Source organism: Stenotrophomonas sp. SMYL8 (genome assembly GCF_036320065.1).
Lineage (GTDB): Bacteria > Pseudomonadota > Gammaproteobacteria > Xanthomonadales > Xanthomonadaceae > Stenotrophomonas > Stenotrophomonas maltophilia_A.
Genome location: NZ_JAWIRR010000008.1, coordinates 1 through 19,241, shown reverse-complemented (window position 1 = coordinate 19,241; position 19,241 = coordinate 1). Strand labels below are relative to the sequence as shown.

Genomic DNA, 19,241 nt, shown 5'->3' with positions numbered 1-19,241 from the left:
CAGAGAGGTGGCGACCGCAGCGGTCTGGGTAACAAGCACAGAGTGAGAGTGTCGTGAATGGCTGTGCCAGCCGACCCTGATCAGGGCGTGGCGAGCGCGGCATCCATCGCGCATTGACGCTGTATTCCATGCGTCACAGGCTAATCCGCCTGTCGTTTTTGGCCTTGATTGGAATCAAGGCGGGATGCTTGATGTCAGTCACGATTCATACGTGACGATGAACCACTGTTGCGCGCGCCCGCAACCGCAATGCCCGCCATGGAATGCGACAGGCCCGCATGCTGCCATGCGGGCCTGCGCGGTGTTTCATGGGGTTGGCGCCACTCAGCGCGGGCCAAGCACCGTCTGCAGATCGGCACCCTGCGGCAGACCCGCACGACGCTGCACCTGGCCCTGTGCGTCCTGGAACAGGATGCCCGGTGTGCCCTGGAAGCCCATCTCGATCATCAGCACCTGATTGGCGTCGAGCTTGCCAGCGATCTCGCGGCTGATGTTCGGCAGCGCCTTGATGCCACCGCGATCAAAATCGTGCTCGTTCTGCAGCAGCGCCGCACTCGGGTCACGCGCGGCAAGGATCGCCGCGGCCTTGGCCGGGCTGTCCTCGCGGATCACGCCGACCATGATGTGGCGCAGCTGCACCTTGCCAGCATCGACCCACGGCCGTGCCGCTTCCCAGAACTTGTGGCAGTACGGGCAGTTGGCATCGCTGAAGGTGTAGACCACGCGCGGCGCATCGGCCTTGCCATCACGCACCCAGGCGCTGGCTTCCAGCTTGGTCCACATCTTGGCCGACATCGGCGAAGCCACCAGCTTCTCAACGGCCTCAGCGGCTACATCGTTGCCCTCCGCATCGAACAGGCTGCCGACCAGTACGTGCTTGCCATCAGCGGTGACATAGGCCGCTGCCGGCTGCTGGCCGCCGACCACGCCGGCGAAGCCCCGCAGGCCACCGGGGGCATCGAATTCTGCGACGACCTCGAAACCATGCTTCTCGATGCCCTTCAGCACCGCAGGGCGATCGCCCTTGTTAGCCGTGGCTGTGGCGCTCGCTGCCGGTGCCGCGGCGGTCTTGCCCGGTGGCGTCTGTGCCTGGCTGCAGGCGGCCAATGCCAGCAGGACCGGCAGCAACAGCACCGCTGGGGCGGTGCGCAGGGAAGTCGACAACATGGGAACTCCGTAGTGAGATGCCCGCGCAGGCTACCGCAGCCGGCGCAGTTTGTGTTCAAGAGCGGCTGCCGTCAGTTCGCCCAGGTGCAGTTCACGCAGGCGCCCTTCGGCGTCGAAGAACAGGGTCGAGGGATAGGCCTGCACGCCCAGCACCGTGGATGCCGCAGCGTCATCGTCCAGCAATACGTTGTGCAGCAGGAGCCGTTCGCGCGCAACGAAACCCTGGACCTCCTCAAGGGTTTCACCCTGATTGAGGAACACGAACTGCACGTCCGCATGCGCCTGCTGCGCCGCAGCCAGGACCGGCATCTCGCGCCGGCAGGGCCCGCACCAGGTCGCCCAGAGATTCAGCACAAGCGGTTTTCCCCGGAACTGCTGCAGATCAACCCTGCCCCCCTGCAGATCAGCAACCTGCAGTACCGGCAAGGGCATCTGCCGCTCCTGCCATGCGGACAGCAGCTGACTACCGCCCGCCCATAGCAGCACACCCGCCAACGCCGCGCCCAGCACCGGGGCGCGCAACGCCCGCCATGGGCGCACCCGCCACAGCCCCCATGCCGATCCCGCAACCAGGACAACCACCAGGTGGTAGCCACCATCGGCAATCTGCAGAATGCTCCACGGCGCCTCGCGATACAGGGCGAAGTTCAAGGCCACGAAGCTGATGCGACCACACAGCAGGCCCACCAGCAGCATGTCCAGAACCATGCTGGGTGCAGAAGGCAGCGGCATGCCGTCCTTCCTGCGTGGCCACAGACGCGCCACGGCCATGGCAATCACTACGCACACGAGAATCAACACCACCGGCATCGGCACCGGCCCAACGCTCGACATCAGACCACCTGTTCAATCGTCCACTGACTGCATGGTCGAAGTGTCGCGCTCCGGTTGCAAGCGCGACGATGCCGCCGACATCAGGCCGCGCTGCGCCCCAGTTGCATCACCGACGGCGATTGCAGCCCGCGCAGGCTGCCTGCCACCGACGGCATCAAGGGCCGCTCGCGACGCTTGCTGCTGACGTGACGCCGATAGTTGGCCGGCGTCATGCCAACGATGCGCAGGAACAACCGGCGGAAAGCACTCTGATCAGCATAGCCGACACCCCACGCCACCTCATCGATACCCGCCCCCTGCTGCAGCAGGGTCTGCGCCTTGGCGATGCGCAGCCGTTGGCAGTATTCGATCGGCCGCAGGCCGGTGGCCTTGAGGAACCGCCGCTGCAGTGTGCGCGGCTCCAGCCCGGAGACCTCGCAGATCGCGGCAAGGGTGGCGCCGCGTGCCGCCGTGGTGTGCAGCCAGCGCTGTGCCTTCAGCACATCACGATCGCCATGTGCGAAGTTGGCGCTGAAGCGCTCCAGGTCCTGCTGGATCGTGGCGGGCACGGTGATGCCCAGTTGCTGTGCGACCGCACTGGCCACGCCCTGCCCGTGCAGCCGGTACAACAGTCGCAGGCCAAGGAAGCGCCAGGCCTGGGCCCCGCCGACCGTCAGCAGGTCACCGTCATCCACCAGCGCCCGCTCGCTCGGCACCCAGCTCGCGGCCTGCGCCTGCAGGCCTGGATGGCGTCCGAGATCGGGGCCACTGACCGTACGCCCGGCCAGCAACCCGGCGCGTGCCAGCACGCTGACGCCATCACTGGCGGCGGCCAGCAGGCTGCCGCCGTCATAGTGCGCACGCAGCCAGTCCAGCAGGACCTCGTCCGCGCGCAGGCACGCGCCGGCACTGATCTGGCCGGGAACCGCGATCACAGCCGGGATGGCCGCATCGAGCATTTCCGCACCCGCAATACGATGCACCCCTGTCTGGCTGGCCGGCACGATCCAGCGGGTGACCAGCACCCGCTTGAACGGCCGACGCTGCTGCTGGGCAAGGCGATTGGCAACGTGCGCCATTTCGGCCAGTACGGAGGCGGCAGACGGATCACCTCCCGGGTATTCAACCACCGCGATCTCGACGAATCCTTCGTTCCTGAATCCTTCCACAGACCACCTCCTCGGTTCGTTGCAGGCCATCGAACGGCCGGTTCAGGCGAAGGGTAGGAACTGGTCCATCGGCGGGGCTATGAAGAAAGTTGCAAAGTGCGCTGAATGCGCGCACCCGGGCCAAGCCTTGACTCTCGACCAGACTCCAGGCTTCACAATGGTCGGCAGCCCCTGCAGGAATCCGCCATGAACATTGGACAACTGGCCCGCCAGGCGGGCGTACCGATCGATACGGTGCGCTACTACGAACGACAGCAGCTGCTGCCGACTGCGGCCCGCTCGGCGGGTGGCTACCGCATCTTCGGCGAGCAGGACCTGCGCCGGCTGCGATTCATCCGCCGCGCCAAGGCGCTGGGCTTCAGCCTTGAAGAGATCGGCGAGCTGCTCGCATTGAGCGATCGCCATTCGCAGGACATGGGCAGCGTGCGCGACACCGCGCAGGCGCGCCTGCAGGACATCGCACAGCGGATGGCGGAGCTGCAACGCATGCACACTGCACTTTCGCTGCTGGTCGACGCCTGCCCAGGTCACGGCGCGCTGGACCAGTGCCCGATCCTGGCGGCACTGACCGACGACGCTGCACAGGCGAAAGGCGACTGACATCGGCTTCGCAACGCACGTGAAGAAAAGTGCAACAAATGCTTGCCAACCCCCTGGGTCAAGGCTATTATTTCGCTCCTCAGCGACGTGGGGCCATAGCTCAGCTGGGAGAGCGCCTGCATGGCATGCAGGAGGTCAGCGGTTCGATCCCGCTTGGCTCCACCAATCTTTCGGCATTAGGCCGTCGAAAGGTCGCTAAAGAACATTGATGAGAATTGCGTCCCCATCGTCTAGAGGCCTAGGACATCACCCTTTCACGGTGGCGACCGGGGTTCGAATCCCCGTGGGGACGCCACTCATCACGAACAACGAGGACCCGGCCGATAACCGGGTCTTTTTTGTTCACCGCCTACCGGCATTCAGGTTGTGGCGTTGCGGTTCCCCTGCCCTCGTGGTCGCGGTTGAACCGGAACGAAAAAGCTCAAAAAAAAGCTTCCACAAACGTGAACACGCAGGTATGATAGGCGGCTCGGTAACACGGGGCCATAGCTCAGCTGGGAGAGCGCCTGCATGGCATGCAGGAGGTCAGCGGTTCGATCCCGCTTGGCTCCACCACTTTCGACATTAGGCCGTCGAAAGTTCTACAACTTGAAGTTTTTCGTGCGTCCCCATCGTCTAGAGGCCTAGGACATCACCCTTTCACGGTGGCGACCGGGGTTCGAATCCCCGTGGGGACGCCAGTTTCAAAACGGACTCTGCTCCCGGCAGATCATCCGGAGTTTCATTGGGGCCATAGCTCAGCTGGGAGAGCGCCTGCATGGCATGCAGGAGGTCAGCGGTTCGATCCCGCTTGGCTCCACCACTTCGACATTAGGCCGTCGAAGGATCTACAACTTGAAGTTTTCGTGCGTCCCCATCGTCTAGAGGCCTAGGACATCACCCTTTCACGGTGGCGACCGGGGTTCGAATCCCCGTGGGGACGCCAATTCTTTAAAACCCCGGCTTCGGCCGGGGTTTTTCTTTGCCTGTGATTCCTGGGAAGGCCCTGTCCACGCATGGCGCGGATCTACTGCAGGGCCGGGATGGATCCGGCGGCGGTTGGCCCAGTAGATCCACGCCATGCGTGGATGGCTTCAACTCGGCCACACCTCAGAACCGGCGATACATCCCGATCGATGCAGGTGCGGTGGGTGCGAAACCAAACTGCGCGTACAACCGGTGCGCTTCACCATCTGCCAGAAGGCTGACGTATGCCGACGGCGGCAGGTTCGCCTGCATCCAGCCCTCCAGGCGACGCATCACTTCCTTGCCCAGGCCCTGCCCCTGCAGGCGCGGCAACACAGCGATATCGCAGACCTGCAGGTGGCAGCCCCCATCGCCGACGATGCGCCCCATCGCCACCAGCTCGTTACCCTGGTAGGCACACACGCCATACAGGGTATTGGGCAGCGCGCGTGCCGCCGCCTCCTGGCTCTTGGCACTGAGGCCCGCCAGCACACGCAGCTGACAATAGTCTTCGACCGTGGGCACGGCGTCGCGGAACTGGCAGGCGACGGAATCATTCATGCGCTATCTCCCTGTAGGTCGGGCTATCCTGCCTCATCCATGTCGCAGCTGCTGCGACGCACGCCCGAAGAGTTCCCATGTGCTATTCCGCCCTCATCCGCGCCGACTACGCCAAGCTGGTGCGCGAGTTCGGCGCCATCCTGTCGCTGGAAGAATTCGCGGAGCTGTACGCGCACGATCCTGGCAAGAAGCGCCCCAGAACTCCCAAGGCGATGGATGACGGCTTCGCCGGCGCGCGCACCGAGCAGGGCCGCGACATCGTCGCGAAAATCCAGCAGTGGCATGCGCAGGAACGCCAGGATCTGGAAGCGGAGCTGGCCCGCCAGCGCGAGCGACGCGATATTGCCAATGCCACGCTGGCGACCCGCCCCACCCAGAAGGCACGCAACGACCTGCGCGTGGCCGGCAACCGCATCGATCGTGCGCAGGCTCGGCTGGAAGACCTGCACCGGGTGCAGTTGCTGCCGCGCGACAACCGCATTTTCCCCGGTACCTACGCACCGGTGATGATCAGCGAGGGCGGCAAACGCGTGATCAAGCCGATGCGCTACCAGTGCCGGCTGCCGGACAAGCCGGTGCGCAACGACATCCTCTATCCCGGCACCTACAACGCGCGGCGCGACAGCCTGGAAGGCTATTGGCGCGGTGCATTCGGGCTGCGCCACGGCGTGGTGGTGGTGCAGGCGTTCTATGAGCACGTGTCACGCCATGCCATCGCCGGCCGTACGCTGGGTGCCGATGAGAAGGATCAGGACGTGGTGCTGGAGTTCCGGCCCGATCCCCCGCGCGACCTGCTGCTGGCCTGCCTGTGGGCGGAATGGGAAGGACCGGAAGGTCGCCTCCTGTCATTTGCCACGATCACCGACACGCCTCCGCACGACGTCGCCGCTGCGGGCCATGACCGCGGCGTCGTTCCCATCCGCAAGGAACACCTCGATGCCTGGCTCAATCCCGATCCGGATGACCTGGCGCGGCAGTACCGCATCCTCGACGACCACGAGGAGATCCGCTACGTATACGAAGAAGCGGGCTGAACACCGCGCACAGATGAAAAACCCCGCCTGGGCGGGGTTCATGGATCAGGGATTGCCGCCGCACATCGCCTCTTCGCAGAAGGCCTGTTCCTGCAGGCATTGTTCGACCTCTCCACCCCGCGCGATGCAGCTCTTGTAGAGCTGGAAACAGGGCTGGCCACACCACGCGGCAGAGGCCGTACCACCGAAGACCGCCATCGAAAGGACACCCGCAGCAACCATGCGCTTGATCCACTTCTTCATGCCACTCTCCTTGCAGGCCTGAGCATTCAGGCCCGGGCAGGATACGCCCACCGCTTCAGCACGCGCCAATCAGGCGCTGGCGCTGGCGCTGGCGCGGCCCACTGCGCGTACCAGCGCCTGGCTCAGATCTGCCGAGAGATAGGGCTTGACCAGCAGCACGCCGGCCAGCATCGGCTCGGGCAGCTGCTCGGCCTGCATCCCGGTGGCCAGCACGAACGGCACTCCGCGCGCCGACAGTGCCGCAGCCACCGGCTCGCTGGTCTCATTGCGGGCCAGGCGGTAATCGAGCAGGGCCACGTCCGGGGTCGACGCCTGCAGCAGGCGCAGCGCTTCAGCCACGCTCGCGGCCAGCCCCACCACCGTCGCACCGGCATGCACCAGCTGCATCTGCAGCAGTGCGGCACTCATCTCGTCGTTCTCGACCACCAGCACCCTCAGGTCCTGCAACACTGTCATCGGCTACCGCTCCTGGAGGCATTCAAGCCGCCGCAGTATAGCCATGACAGGGCCGAAGCCGACAGGAGGCGCCCCGATCGGCCTCCCCACTATGAAAGCCGTGCCGACCTCGGTTACACTCGCACGCTGCCTGCCGGTGTGGCGGAATGGTATACGCAGCTGACTCAAAATCAGCCGGGGGTGACCCCATGAAGGTTCGAGTCCTTTCACCGGCACCACTGCATCAAAGGCCAGGTCCCCGACCTGGCCTTTTGCATTTTCAGGACCGGAGCGCCGACACTGGCGACGATGCCAACGCCCGCCCTGCCCACGCTCCCCGCCACCCTGCCCGCACGTCTGCGTCCACTGCACGTGGATGATGCTGCCGCCTGGGGCCCGCTATCTCTCGCTGCCGGGCGTGACCGAGCACACCAGCTGGGGCGACGTTTCCGAAAGGGCACTGCGCTGCCAGATCGCCGGTTACCTGCCCACGGCAACGGACCAGCGCTGGGCGCTGGTGGGCGCCGACAGCCAGCTGATCGGCACCGTTGGCCTGAACGGAATCGACCTGTCGCATGGCCGCGGCGAACTTGCCTATGATCTCGATCCGCGCTGGCAGGGTCAGGGACTGGCCACGCACGCAGCACGCGCGGCGCTCGAATGGGGCCATGCCGCACTCGCTCTGGTCCGAATCCAGGCGACTGTCCTGGACAGCAACGCCCGCTCGATCGCCGTGCTGGAACGCATCGGCATGCAGCGCGAAGGCCTGCTGCGCGCTTACCGGCGGGTTCGAGGACAGCCCCGTGACTTCTGGATGTACGCCCGCGTCGAAGGCTCCGCGTCACCATGCTGAAACACAACTGCGACTTCCGGCAAGCTTTGGAATAGACGCAGCGCACACTTTTCTTGCAAGCCACACGTGCTTCTGCCTATCGTGATCCCAGCCGGAGCTGGGGGCGGGGGAATGCATGACGTTGCGTGCGGCACTGTTTTTTCTGGTCACGCACGCGCTCGTCATTGCCTTTGTTGGCCCGCAGGACCCGGTCGGCTCCTACCTGATGCTGATCACTGCGCCGTTGCTGGCTGCACTGGCCTGCGTGCGGCGTGCGCGTGACAGCCGCCAGGCGGCCTGCAAATGGCGGACGCTGGGCGCTGCCGTGGGCCTGTTCTCGCTGGCCCTGCTCGCCCTGCTGTACCGCAATGTGGCCGGCCTCGATCCTGCGCAGATGACCGTGTCTTCGCTGATCCTGTACGTGTTCTACCGCATCCCCCTGACCTACGTGGCCGCCAGCCCGGGCGGCGGCAACCGCTGCATCCGCGCGGTGGACCTGCTGATCATCGCACTGCTGTGGCTGCTGTACTTCGGGCACACGCGGGCAATGGCGCATTTCAACGCCGCATTGTGGACGCAGTGCCTGAACGCCATGAGCAATCTACAGAACAGCCTGGTGTTCTGCTTCGCGCTGATCCGCTTCCTGGCCGAGGACAATCCCGACCGCCGCGATTTTTTCCGGACACTTGCGATCTACGCGCTGGGCTATTTCCTGCTGGCGTTCTACATCAACACCTGCCAGCCGCAGCTGCCTGACGGCAACTGGGGGGACCTGCTGATCAGCGGACTGTTCGTGGTGCTGGCCATCATGGCCGCCAGCAAGCGCCGCTATCCGGCGGTGGAGGTATCGCGCAGCCTGCGCCGCATCGTCGACGCCGGCGTGCCGTTGATGCTGCCCTTGCTGCTGATGATGGTGGCGCTGCTGGTCGCGCGCCTGCAGCCCACCCTGGCCACGGTGGGCTTCATTGGTGCCATGCTCGGTTATGCCCTGCGCAGCGTGCTGAGCCAGGTGGAGATCCAGCGCCAGCGCGATGAGCTGGAAACGCTGGCGCGGCGCGATCCGCTGACTGGGCTGGGCAACCGCCGCAGCTTCGACGAATCTCTTGGCAATGCCCGTGGCCGCGCACGCCGCCAGGGACTCGGGCTGGCGGTACTGATGATCGACATCGACCACTTCAAACGGCTCAATGACACCTATGGCCATCCGGAGGGCGATTGTCGCCTGCAGTCGGTCGCCGCCATTCTTGATGGCTGCCTGCAGCGAGGTGACGATCTGCTGGCGCGCTATGGCGGCGAAGAGTTCATCGCCGCCCTGCCCTCGCCCGATGCCGCCCACGCACTGGGCCTGGGCGAACGGCTGCGCGCTTCGGTCGAAGCCGCAGCCCTGCCCGCCCCCGAGGCCACCGTCACCATCAGCATCGGCGTGGCCTGGCAGGCACCCGGCGAAGACCGCGATCCGCGCGACCTGGTCGAACGCGCCGACCAGGCCCTGTATCGCGCCAAACATGCCGGTCGCAACTGCGTACGCGGCGACACCGATAGCAAGGAAAACCCGTCCGGTCGCCGCGCCTAGACCGCGTGCAGCCCCGCTGTTCCGTGCCGGTGCCCAGCCCCGCCCTGCACGCGGAAGCTGGCCACGGTCTGCAGCAGCTGCGCCGACTGTTCTTCCATGCTGCGCGCCGCGGCGGAGGCTTCCTCTACCAGCGCGGCGTTCTGCTGCGTGCCCTGGTCGATCAGGTCGACGGCATGGTTCATCTGCTGGATATCGTCGCTCTGCTGCTGCGAGGCCGTGCTGATTTCAGTCATCAGGTCACTGACCCGGCGCACGTTGGTCACGATTTCATCCATGGTACGGCCCGCGCTCTCAACCTGCGCCGTGCCGGCGCCCACATTGGCAACCGACTCATCGATCAGGTGCTTGATCTCCTTGGCTGCGCTGGCCGAACGCTGCGACAGCTCGCGGATCTCAGTGGCAACCACGGCAAAGCCGCGGCCATGTTCACCGGCACGCGCAGCCTCCACCGCTGCGTTCAGCGCGAGAATGTTGGTCTGGAAGGCGATGCCGTCGATCACTCCGATGATGTCGACGATGCGCCGCGACGAGGCATTGATCACCGCCATCGTCTCGACCACCTCATGCACCACAGTGCCGCCTCGTGCGGCGACGTCGGCCGCTCCGCCGGCCAGCTGGCTGGCCTGGCGCGCGTTGGTGGCCGTGCGCTGCACGGTCTCGGCCAGGCCTTTCATCGACACAGCGGTTTCCTCCAGCGAGGCCGCCTGCTGCTCGGTACGCTGCGAGAGGTCGCTGTTGCCCTGTGCGATTTCGGTCGCGCCGACTGCGATGGTGTCCGCGGCGAACTTGATCTGGCCGATGATCGCGGCCATCGCCTCGACCAGCGAATTCACGCCTTCGCACAGTTCGGCGATCGACCCGTTCTTGTCGGCGGTGGCCACGCGCTGGGTCAGATCGCCCTGCTTGGCGGCAGCCACGACCTCGCGGGTCTGCGCCACGGCGCGCTGCATGGCCTGGTTCTCGTGCACCTGCGCGGTGATGTCGGTGGCGTACTTGACGACCTTGGACGGCTTGCCATTGAGGTCCAGGATCGGGTTGTAGGATGCCTGGATCCAGACCTCGCGCCCGCCCTTGCCCAGGCGCCGATACTGGCCGGCGTCATATTCGCCGCGCCCGAGCTTCTCCCAGAACTGGCGATACTCGACGCTGCTGCGATGCTCAGGCTCGACAAACAACGAATGGTGCTGCCCGCGCACTTCGTCCAGGCTGTAGCCGGTAGCGGCCAGGAAATTGTCATTGGCCGACAGGATGCGGCCATCCATGCTGAACTCGATCACCGCCTGCGATTTGGCGATCGCGGCCAGTTGCCCCGCCGAGTCGGCCGCCTGCAGCTTCTGCGCGGTGATGTCGGTCGCGAACTTGACCACCTTGTACGGCCGCCCCTGGCGGTCCAGCACCGGGTTGTACGAAGCCTGGATCCAGATCTCGCGCAGACCTTTGCCGAAGCGGCGGTACTGTCCGGCGTCATATTCGCCACGCCCCAGGCGTACCCAGAAGTCGCGGTATTCCGCGCTGCGCGCCTGCTCGGGGTCGACGAACAGGGAGTGATGCTTGCCCTGGATCTCCTCCAGCCGGTAACCCATCGCCTGCAGGAAATTGTCATTGGCCCGCAGGATGGTGCCGTCGAGCGCGAACTCGATGACGGCCTGCACGCGATGCAGCGCGGCCACCTGCGCTTCCAGCTCGGTGCGGTCGGTCATCGCCTCCTCCGTGCTGGTGCGTTGCTGCGGCGCCAGCACGCCAAGCAGCGCACGCCACGGCGACCAACGGGTATGCAGCTCGGCCGGCGCCTGCGCGCCTGCCGTGAAGCCTGGAATGAGCATTGTCTGATCCTCGGTGTCCGGTAAGCGGTTGTGACCCGACGGGCGGGATGCCCGGCGGCAACATCAGTTGCCAGGGACTACAGGTGCCAACGGGCACCTCTCGAGCGACTGCGAAGAACGTCTGCTGCGGGTGCGATCGCATCTGGAAACGGCGGAACACACTGCGCGGACCACCCGTCGGGGGCAGCCTGGGGTCCTGCGGCGGGTGACTGGAGCGGGATCCAGAGGGAGTATCGGCGACGCCGTCGGCCGCTTTAGCGGGATTCCGCGACGTCCGTCGCAACTCTGTGCATTGCAGCGGGAATGCGGTAGACGATTGCCGTGTACTTCACGCCCTGCTCACGTGCCACTGCCTGCCCACCAAGGGACTCAGCCAATGCACGGCTGGACCGGTTCCGTTCCGCCACCGGGTAGCGGAACGCAGCACAGCGAAGGCGCCCGGAGGCCGCCGACCACACCGCCGCCACTGCCTCGCGGCCATAGCCGTGCCCATGCATCACTTCTGCGATCCAGATGCCCAGTTCGGGTTCTGCTTCACGGGCTCGATGCAGGCCTGCCAGGCCAAGGAATACCCCATCCCCGCGCCTGCGGATCACCAACGTGATGTCGGTCCCGTCGGCGATGGTAAGCAGCCACGTCCGCCAGACGGCAGCAAACGCCTCCGCGGCTCAAACGCCATATAGCGGGTCAGCCCGGGTGTGATTGCCACAAATGCCTCGTCGGCGTCACCGGGCGTGAATGGCCGGAGGTGCAGCCGCGGACTGTCGATGATCCAGTCGTCCAATGTCATCTTCTGCATCGCCTGGGCATTGCGTACAGCATCGCTCAGCAGAAGGATGCAGCTCAAGGCAGAAAGGTTTACATGACCAATGCGGGATTCCCCAGCAGGAGAAAATGACCAGCATGAAGGTCCCGCAGGATGCTTATCGACATGGAGATCGCATGTTCCCTCGCTTTGCCAGCCTTCTCTTCCTGGCCCTGTGCAGCAGCAGCGCGCTGGCCAACGATGCCGTCTATCGACCCGCCTTCCACCCCGACCAGCTGAAGGGACCACCCGCAGGACGCCCGAACGAAGTGCTGGTGCTGGGCAGCCCGCACCTGTCCAGCCTGCCGGAGACCTTCACGCCGGCGATGCTGGAACCTCTGCTGCAGCGCCTGGAAGCCTGGCGGCCCACCGCGATCGCGGTGGAGAACCTGTCCGGCCTGCAGTGTGACTTCATGCGCCGCAATCCGGCCCGATACGCGGAGAGCGTAGCGGACTACTGCGTCGATCCGGCACCGGCGCAGGCCGCCACCGGCCTGGACGTGCCCAGCGCCAACGTGGAGATGGAACGCCTGCTTGCGGATTGGCCGAAGGCGCCAACCGCTGCCCAGCGGCGCCGATTGGCCGCCGTGTTCCTGGCCGCGGGCGAAAGCAGCTCGGCAGTCGTCCAATGGCTGCGGCTGTCCAGGGAAGAGCGACGTGCTTCGGACAGCCTGACACCGGAGCTGGTGCAGTTCCTCGACACGCGCATGGCCCGCCGCAACGAGGCCGGACTGGTGGCCGGCGTACTTGCGGCACGCCTGGGGCTGGAGCGCCTGTGGTCGGTCGACGACCACACTGCAGATTCGCCAACACCGGAATCGCAGCAGAAGGCCTACGCTGCCGCCATACGCGGTGCCTGGGACAATTCCTTCGTCAAAGCGCGCAGGGCGGCCGATGAACGACTGGAGGCCAATCTTGCTCAACCGGATGGATTGCTCGCAATGTATCGCGCCTACAACACGCCCGAGGCCGCGATGGTGGCCTTCAACAGCGATTTCGGCGCGACCCTCGTCGAGCCCTCGCCGGAAGGCTTCGGCCGCAACTACGTGGGCTACTGGGAAACCCGCAACCTGCGCATGGTCGCCAACATGCGCGACATCCTGGGCCAGCATCCAGGCACCCGCATGCTGACCATCGTCGGTGCCTCGCACAAGGGCTACTACGAGGCTTACCTCGATCTGATGCACGACGTGCAGCTGGTCAGTTCGGATGAAGTACTGCGTTGACGCAACATGACGTGGAGGATGCGGTGACCATCCACCGCATCACTCCACCGCGTTCCTGCCCGTCCGCCACAGCACGATGCTGGCGGCACCGATACAGGACAGCGTGAACACCAGCAGGGCGACCGCGCCGCCCTGCAGTACCGGCAGCAGGGCCTGCGCGTGAAGGTCGCCGCGCAGCTGTTCCGCACGCAGGCAGGCGGCCAGCGCGAGGCACCAGCCAACCATCGCCGGGGCGTAGGCCCGCATCGCAACCGGGTTCCAGACCTTCATGGGATCACCTGCATGAGTGGATGTGCGCGCAGTATTCGCGCACGCCCTCTCACAGGCTGAGATCAGCCCTCGGCGGCTTCGGAATCATCGCCGGGCAGCTCACTGGCCTCGCCCTGCACCTGTACGTTGTTGCGACCCATTGCCTTGGCCCGGTAACACTGGGCATCAGCCGCTGCCACGGCCTGGTCCACGCTCATCCCACCCGCCAATGGCGCGATACCGATGCTGGCACCCACATGCAGGCGGTCCCGGTCCCACGGAATCGACAGCGACGCCAGGGTGTGCAGCAGTTCACCGCCGATGCGCGCGGCACGACGCGGCGTGCAGCCGGACAGGATCACTGCGAATTCGTCGCCGCCCAGACGCGCCACTACGTCCGAATCGCGCACACCGTGGCGCAGCACGCTGGCCACCGCCCACAGCACGGCATCGCCAGCCAGATGGCCCCAGGTGTCGTTGACCGGCTTGAAGCGGTCCAGGTCGATGTACATCAACGACGCGGCCTGGCCAGTTCGCTCGACGCGGGTGATCGCCTGCTGCAGATGCACCTCGAAACCGCGACGGTTGCTCAGCTCGGTGAGCGGATCGATCTCGGCCAGATGGCGCGCTTCGCGCTGGCGCGCGCGCTGCTGGGTGTCATCACGCAGTACCCACACTGCACCGCGTACATGACCTTCATCATCGCGCAGCCAGGCACGGGTCAGGTCGACCGGGATCGTGGCCGTGCCCAGGCGCAGCAGAAGATCGGCGTGCAGGTCCACCGCATTGCTTTCCGGGTCCAGCAGGACCGACACATCCAGTACCGAGCCGGGCGCATATTCGGTGGTCAGTGCCAGCACGTCCTGCACCTTGTGCCCGGCCAGCGACAGCGCGCCATCACCCGCCAGGGTGCGTACTGCGGCGGCATTGGCGTAGTCGATACGGCCATCCAGGCTGACACTGAGCACCAGGTCGGCAACCGCATCAAGCGTGATACGGCTGCGCTGCTCGCTCTCGAACAGGCGCTGCTCGCTGCTGCGCTGGGCGCTGATGTCCTGGATCTGCGACACGAAATGCAGCGGTTCACCGTGCTCGGTGCGCACCAGCGACACCGACAGCCGCGCCCAGATCACCTTGCCGTCGCGATCGAGATAGCGCTTTTCCAGGTGGTAGTGGCTGCGCCGCCCGGCCAGCAGATCCTGCACCAGGGCCAGGTCGGTCTGCAGGTCATCGGGGTGGGTCAGGCGCTGGAAATCAACCTGCAGCAGTTCTTCGCGGGGGTAGCCCAGGATCCGGCACAGTGCGTCATTGACGTCCAGCCAGCGTCCTTCCAGCGACACCAGCGCCATGCCCAGCGCCGCCGACGTGAACGCACCGGCGAATTTCTCTGCCGACAGGCGTGCTTCGGCGCGCGCCTGCAGGATCTCGGTGATGTCGATGGACATGCCGACATAGCCGATCCGCGCGCCGCCGGCACCATCCATGCGGCTGATCGACAAGCGCACCTGGCGTGGCTGGCCATCCTTGCGCCGCAGTGTCCACTGCCGTGAATAGGTCTGCTCATCGGCGCGGGCGCTGAGTGCTTCAAACGCGCTCGGCAGGCTTCCGTCCGCAGCCGCCAGCGGACGCAGCCAGGCCGCCAGCTCGTCCGGATCGTGGAAATCACCCAGTCGCCGCTGGCCGACCACTTCTTCCGCGCTGTAACCCAGCAGGCGTTCCGCGCCGGTATTGAACAGGGTGATGGTGCCTTCGGTATCGGTCGCGATCACCGCCACCTCATCGGACGCGTCGACCACGGCCTGCAATCGCTGCCGGCTCTCGGCCGCATCCTGCCGCGCCTGCTGCAGCTCGGTCACGTCGGCGTGCGCACCGGCCATCCACAGCGGTCGTCCCTGCCCGTCCCATTCGAACACGCGGCCACGGTCGTGGATCCACATCCACTGGCCGTTCTTGTGGCGCATGCGCAACAGGCAGACGTAGTTGTCGCTGCGGCCTTCGAAATGGTCCTCGAGCGCCGCGTCGGACAGGGCGATATCGTCGGGATGGACCAGCGTCAGGAACGTCTTCTGGCACACCGGCTCCAGTTCTTCCAGCCGATAGCCGACAATCTCCGCCCAGCGCGCATTGACCCGCATTTCGCCGGTCTGCACGTTCCATTCCCAGGTACCGGCAGCGGTGCCGTCGATGATCATGGCCAGGCGCCGGCGCTCCTCTGCCAGTTCCTGCAGGCGCCGCTCGAGCAGCCCGTTGCCGTTGTTTCCCTGGCCCGCCATCAATCCGGTCCCCGGCCCGCACAGGCGGGCAGCAGCCGCAGCACAACGCTGCAGCCCTCAACGAAGACAACGGGTCCTGCTGGCGTCATGGCCCTCCCCAGCGACAGCGGGGAGGCCAAACGCCCCCCTCAGGCGCAAGTGTGCGCAATCACGGGGAAAATCGACAAGTCCCCCGCCACGAATCAAGCGTGACGGGGGACACGGTCCTCAACTGCGCTTGGCGCGGGCGAAGGCCTCCGCCAGGGCGTTGTTGGCCGGGGGCGCGGACTGAGCGGGACGGCCGCCATTGCCCTGGCCCCGGTTTGGCCCGCGGTTCTGGCCGCCTGCGTCGCGGCGCGGCCCCTGCCCCTGGCCGCGATCATCACGCTGGCCCGGGCGGCTGGTGGCCTGCCCGGGGGTGTCGTCCAGGCGCCGGGTCAGGGCGATGCGCTTGCGCGCCACGTCCACCTCCAGCACCTTGACCTTGACGATATCGCCGGCCTTGACCACGTCGCGCGGGTCCTTCACGAAGGTATCGGAGAGCGCCGAGATGTGGATCAGGCCATCCTGGTGCACGCCGATATCGACGAAGGCGCCGAAGGCGGCCACGTTGCTGACCACACCTTCCAGCACCATGCCCTCGCGCAGGTCCTTGATGTCCTCGACGCCATCGGCGAAGCGCGCCGCCTTGAACTCCGGACGCGGGTCACGGCCCGGCTTTTCCAGTTCCTTCAGGATGTCGCGCACGGTCGGCACGCCGAAGGTGTCGTCGGTGAACTGTTCTGCCTTCAGGCCGCGCAGGAAGCTGCCATCACCGATCAGCGCCTTGATCGGGCGCGCGGTGCTGGCCACGATGCGCTCGACCACCGGGTAGGCTTCGGGGTGCACCGCCGAGGCGTCCAGCGGCTGGTCACCATCGGCGATACGCAGGAAGCCGGCGCACTGCTCGAAGGTCTTCTCGCCCAGGCGCGCGACCTTCAGCAGGTCCTTGCGACGCTTGAACGGGCCATTGTCGTCACGATGGCGCACGATGTTCTCGGCCACCGTGGACGACAGGCCGGACACGCGCGACAGCAGCGCGGCCGAAGCGGTGTTCACGTACACGCCCACGGCATTCACGCAGTCCTCGACCCGCGCATCCAGCGCCCGTGCCAGGCGGTACTGGTCCACGTCATGCTGGTACTGGCCGACACCGATCGCCTTGGGTTCGATCTTGACCAGTTCGGCCAGCGGATCCTGCAGGCGGCGCGCGATGGACACCGCGCCGCGCAGCGACACGTCCAGCCCCGGGAATTCCTTGGCCGCGAACTCGGACGCCGAGTACACCGACGCGCCCGCCTCGCTGACCACCACCTTCTGCAGCTTCGGGTTGGCGGCCGCCTTGATCGCTTCGCCGGCCAGCTTGTCGGTTTCGCGGCTGGCGGTGCCGTTGCCGATCGCGATCAGTTCCACGTTGTGCTTGGCGCACAGCTGCTTGATCGTCTGCAGCGACTGCTCCCACTGGCGGCGCGGCTCGTGCGGGTAGATGGTGTCGGTCGCGACCAGCTTGCCGGTGGCATCGACCACGGCAATCTTGCAGCCGGTGCGGATGCCCGGATCCAGCCCGAGTACGGTCTTCGGGCCCGCCGGCGCGGCCAGCAGCAGGTCCTTCAGGTTGTCGCCGAACACTGCGATGGCTTCGGCCTCGGCCTTTTCGCGAGCCTGGTTGAACAGGTCCAGCAGCAGATGGGTGTGCAGCTTGGCACGCCAGGTCAGGCGGCAGGCATCCAGCAGCCAGCGGTCGGCGGCGCGGCCCTGATCGGCGATGCCGGCCTTGCGCGCCACGCGTCCTTCGGCGTACTGGTGGCCGGCCTCGGCCTCGTTGCCCGGGTCCAGCTCCAGGAACAGGATCTCCTCGCGGCGCGCACGGAACAGCGCCAGCAAGCGGTGCGAGGGAATCTTCGCCAGCGCCTCGGCGTGTTCGAAATAGTCACGGTACTTGGCGCCTTCGGTTTCCTTGCCCTCGGCCACGCGGGCACGGATCACGCCGGTCTCGCCCAGCCAGGTGCGCAGCTCACCGACCAGCGCGGCATCTTCGCCCCAGCGCTCCATCAGGATCGCGCGTGCACCTTCCAGCGCAGCCTTGGTGTCGGCCACGCCCTTGTCGGTGTCGACGAAGGAAGCCGCGAAGACCTGAGGATCCTGCGTCGGGTCGGCCAGCAGGCCATCAGCCAGCGGTTCCAGACCGGCCTCGCGGGCGATCTGGGCACGGGTACGGCGCTTGGGCTTGTACGGCAGGTACAGGTCTTCCAGCCGGCTCTTGGTGTCGGCGGCCAGGATGTCGTTGCGCAGGTCGTCGCTGAGCTTGCCCTGCTCGCCGATGCTGGCCAGCACCGCCGCGCGCCGGTCTTCCAGTTCGCGCAGGTAGGTCAGGCGCACTTCCAGGTTGCGCAGCTGGGTGTCGTCCAGGCCCCCGGTCACTTCCTTGCGGTAGCGCGCGATGAACGGAACGCTGGCGCCCTCGTCGAGCAGGCCGACGGCGGCACGTACCTGGGTGGACTGGGCACCGATCTCGTCGGCGATGGTCTGGGCGATCTGCTGGGCGAGCGCGCTCTGGGCGTTCTTGGCGTCGTGCATTGCTTCAGGTCTGTGCCGCGTTACGGGAAGACCCCATTCTGGCAATCCACGACGGAGCCGGACAAGGCATTGACAGGGGGCGAGGTTCAGCAGCGAGGCCGGAGTGGACGCCGGCATCCTGGCGAAAAGAGGGCTCGGACTGGCCCTGGGCTGGGATGCCGGCGCGAGCGCGCGATGGTGGGCGCGCCCTGCCGCGTGTTGCGGAGGTCAGCGGTAGTGGCGGGCGGCGCGCTGCATGACGATCTCGTCACGCATGCCTTCCAGGGCCATCAGGCGGACCTTGCCGACACCCTGCAGTTCCATGAACCGCTCCGTGTAGAACTCCGGCCCCAGCGCGGTGTCGGCGCGGGATTTGCTGAAGCCGTAGGGCACCACGCCCTTCTCGCCATCCTTGCTACCACCGACATAAAGAACGATTGCCATGTGATGTATTCCTCCAAATTGCTACTGCGTACTGCACTCGATGAGCGATGCTGCGAGCTCATCGAGGAAGAGCTTACCGCGTCGAACCTGACTGGAACGTCACGAAGGCTAATGACGATCGGTTGCATGCAGATGACTGCGGGATCGCAGCAGAATGCTTACGGATCTTTAACTTCCGACTAACGAATCGGGGTTTCCAGCCAACGGCGCAGCCCCTCGTGGGTGGTTTGGGATGATCGCGGAAAGCCGGTTTCCTGTGGGCTGCCCGGGTGGGTGGGGCTGGCGGGGACGCCGTGAACCCGTCCCTGAAGTGACCCCCGGGAGTTGGACGCTAGATCCAACCCCGAGGGATACATGAACAAATACGACGCGCGTTTCAAACTGCAGGTCGCCAAAGAGGCCTGCAAGACCTCCACATCGGTCAAAGCCATTGCCCGTCGCCACGGCCTGGAGTTCTCCACGGTCAGGCGCTGGG

General features: G+C 66.0%; 18 protein-coding genes and 7 tRNA genes. 13 read left to right on the top strand and 12 right to left on the bottom strand.

Features of this window, described 5'->3' with window-relative positions; genetic code table 11:
- Positions 1 to 324: 324 nt before the first annotated feature.
- The 3 genes from dsbG to V3B25_RS08870 form a co-directional block, all read right to left on the bottom strand.
- Positions 325 to 1,167: a thiol:disulfide interchange protein DsbG gene (gene dsbG, locus V3B25_RS08880; RefSeq protein ID WP_049422839.1), complete on the bottom strand. Its 843-nt coding sequence runs from the start codon at positions 1,165 to 1,167 to the stop codon at positions 325 to 327.
- A gap of 30 nt (positions 1,168 to 1,197) precedes the next feature.
- Positions 1,198 to 2,001, bottom strand: coding sequence for a TlpA disulfide reductase family protein (locus V3B25_RS08875; protein ID WP_049422840.1), 804 nt, complete (start codon positions 1,999 to 2,001; stop codon positions 1,198 to 1,200).
- 80 nt (positions 2,002 to 2,081) lie between these two features.
- On the bottom strand, positions 2,082 to 3,149 hold the full coding sequence (locus V3B25_RS08870) for a helix-turn-helix domain-containing protein (RefSeq protein ID WP_032129381.1): 1,068 nt from the start codon (positions 3,147 to 3,149) through the stop codon (positions 2,082 to 2,084).
- A gap of 186 nt (positions 3,150 to 3,335) precedes the next feature.
- Between V3B25_RS08870 and V3B25_RS08865 the strand changes: the two genes are divergently transcribed.
- The 7 genes from V3B25_RS08865 (at position 3,336) to V3B25_RS08835 (ending at position 4,674) form a co-directional block, all read left to right on the top strand.
- A complete protein-coding gene (locus V3B25_RS08865; protein ID WP_032129382.1) occupies positions 3,336 to 3,749 on the top strand; it encodes a heavy metal-responsive transcriptional regulator in 414 nt (137 codons plus the stop codon).
- A gap of 89 nt (positions 3,750 to 3,838) precedes the next feature.
- A tRNA-Ala gene (locus V3B25_RS08860) sits at positions 3,839 to 3,914 on the top strand.
- 54 nt (positions 3,915 to 3,968) lie between these two features.
- A tRNA-Glu gene (locus tag V3B25_RS08855) sits at positions 3,969 to 4,044 on the top strand.
- A gap of 184 nt (positions 4,045 to 4,228) precedes the next feature.
- Positions 4,229 to 4,304: transfer RNA gene (locus tag V3B25_RS08850), tRNA-Ala, on the top strand.
- A 49-nt stretch (positions 4,305 to 4,353) separates the two neighbouring features.
- A tRNA-Glu gene (locus V3B25_RS08845) sits at positions 4,354 to 4,429 on the top strand.
- A gap of 46 nt (positions 4,430 to 4,475) precedes the next feature.
- Positions 4,476 to 4,551: transfer RNA gene (locus V3B25_RS08840), tRNA-Ala, on the top strand.
- A gap of 47 nt (positions 4,552 to 4,598) precedes the next feature.
- A tRNA-Glu gene (locus tag V3B25_RS08835) sits at positions 4,599 to 4,674 on the top strand.
- Positions 4,675 to 4,838: 164 nt separating this feature from the next.
- Here the strand turns inward: V3B25_RS08835 and V3B25_RS08830 are convergent.
- Positions 4,839 to 5,255, bottom strand: a complete 417-nt coding sequence (locus tag V3B25_RS08830) for a GNAT family N-acetyltransferase (RefSeq protein ID WP_010484960.1) — start codon at positions 5,253 to 5,255, stop codon at positions 4,839 to 4,841.
- Positions 5,256 to 5,332: 77 nt separating this feature from the next.
- On the opposite strand from V3B25_RS08830, the gene V3B25_RS08825 reads away from it, so the two are divergent.
- A complete protein-coding gene (locus tag V3B25_RS08825; protein WP_329810520.1) occupies positions 5,333 to 6,289 on the top strand; it encodes an SOS response-associated peptidase family protein in 957 nt (318 codons plus the stop codon).
- A 45-nt stretch (positions 6,290 to 6,334) separates the two neighbouring features.
- Here the strand turns inward: V3B25_RS08825 and V3B25_RS08820 are convergent, their stop codons facing one another.
- Positions 6,335 to 6,532, bottom strand: coding sequence for a hypothetical protein (locus V3B25_RS08820; protein WP_010484956.1), 198 nt, complete (start codon positions 6,530 to 6,532; stop codon positions 6,335 to 6,337).
- A gap of 69 nt (positions 6,533 to 6,601) precedes the next feature.
- Positions 6,602 to 6,988, bottom strand: coding sequence for a response regulator (locus V3B25_RS08815; protein WP_329810519.1), 387 nt, complete (start codon positions 6,986 to 6,988; stop codon positions 6,602 to 6,604).
- A 132-nt stretch (positions 6,989 to 7,120) separates the two neighbouring features.
- Here V3B25_RS08815 and V3B25_RS08810 point away from each other — a divergent pair.
- The 3 genes from V3B25_RS08810 (at position 7,121) to V3B25_RS08800 (ending at position 9,372) form a co-directional block, all read left to right on the top strand.
- Positions 7,121 to 7,206: transfer RNA gene (locus V3B25_RS08810), tRNA-Leu, on the top strand.
- A gap of 140 nt (positions 7,207 to 7,346) precedes the next feature.
- Complete coding sequence (locus V3B25_RS08805) at positions 7,347 to 7,820, top strand: GNAT family protein (RefSeq protein ID WP_329810518.1); 474 nt, start codon at positions 7,347 to 7,349, stop codon at positions 7,818 to 7,820.
- 115 nt (positions 7,821 to 7,935) lie between these two features.
- Positions 7,936 to 9,372 carry a GGDEF domain-containing protein gene (locus V3B25_RS08800; protein WP_329810517.1) on the top strand — a complete coding sequence of 479 codons (1,437 nt, stop codon included), beginning with the start codon at positions 7,936 to 7,938 and terminating at the stop codon, positions 9,370 to 9,372.
- Here V3B25_RS08800 and V3B25_RS08795 read toward each other — a convergent pair.
- Positions 9,369 to 11,195 carry a methyl-accepting chemotaxis protein gene (locus tag V3B25_RS08795; protein ID WP_049422423.1) on the bottom strand — a complete coding sequence of 609 codons (1,827 nt, stop codon included), beginning with the start codon at positions 11,193 to 11,195 and terminating at the stop codon, positions 9,369 to 9,371. The two genes, V3B25_RS08800 and V3B25_RS08795, sit on opposite strands and share 4 nt — an antisense overlap.
- 254 nt (positions 11,196 to 11,449) lie before the next feature.
- The gene (locus tag V3B25_RS08790; protein ID WP_329810516.1) at positions 11,450 to 11,791 is read right to left on the bottom strand and encodes a GNAT family N-acetyltransferase; all 342 of its coding nucleotides are present in this window, start codon (positions 11,789 to 11,791) and stop codon (positions 11,450 to 11,452) included.
- Positions 11,792 to 12,137: 346 nt separating this feature from the next.
- On the opposite strand from V3B25_RS08790, the gene V3B25_RS08785 reads away from it, so the two are divergent.
- Positions 12,138 to 13,226 carry a DUF5694 domain-containing protein gene (locus tag V3B25_RS08785; protein ID WP_329810515.1) on the top strand — a complete coding sequence of 363 codons (1,089 nt, stop codon included), beginning with the start codon at positions 12,138 to 12,140 and terminating at the stop codon, positions 13,224 to 13,226.
- A gap of 39 nt (positions 13,227 to 13,265) precedes the next feature.
- Here the strand turns inward: V3B25_RS08785 and V3B25_RS08780 are convergent, their stop codons facing one another.
- The 4 genes from V3B25_RS08780 to V3B25_RS08765 form a co-directional block, all read right to left on the bottom strand.
- Positions 13,266 to 13,496: a hypothetical protein gene (locus tag V3B25_RS08780; RefSeq protein ID WP_049400551.1), complete on the bottom strand. Its 231-nt coding sequence runs from the start codon at positions 13,494 to 13,496 to the stop codon at positions 13,266 to 13,268.
- A 62-nt stretch (positions 13,497 to 13,558) separates the two neighbouring features.
- On the bottom strand, positions 13,559 to 15,748 hold the full coding sequence (locus tag V3B25_RS08775) for a PAS domain S-box protein (protein ID WP_329810514.1): 2,190 nt from the start codon (positions 15,746 to 15,748) through the stop codon (positions 13,559 to 13,561).
- 207 nt (positions 15,749 to 15,955) lie between these two features.
- Positions 15,956 to 18,343: a Tex family protein gene (locus tag V3B25_RS08770; RefSeq protein ID WP_329810513.1), complete on the bottom strand. Its 2,388-nt coding sequence runs from the start codon at positions 18,341 to 18,343 to the stop codon at positions 15,956 to 15,958.
- Positions 18,344 to 18,550: 207 nt separating this feature from the next.
- Complete coding sequence (locus tag V3B25_RS08765; protein ID WP_005410085.1) at positions 18,551 to 18,766, bottom strand: hypothetical protein; 216 nt, start codon at positions 18,764 to 18,766, stop codon at positions 18,551 to 18,553.
- Between the two features lie 354 nt (positions 18,767 to 19,120).
- Between V3B25_RS08765 and V3B25_RS08760 the strand changes: the two genes are divergently transcribed.
- Positions 19,121 to 19,241: transposase (locus V3B25_RS08760; RefSeq protein ID WP_329810563.1), on the top strand; the 121-nt coding region annotated here is incomplete at its 3' end.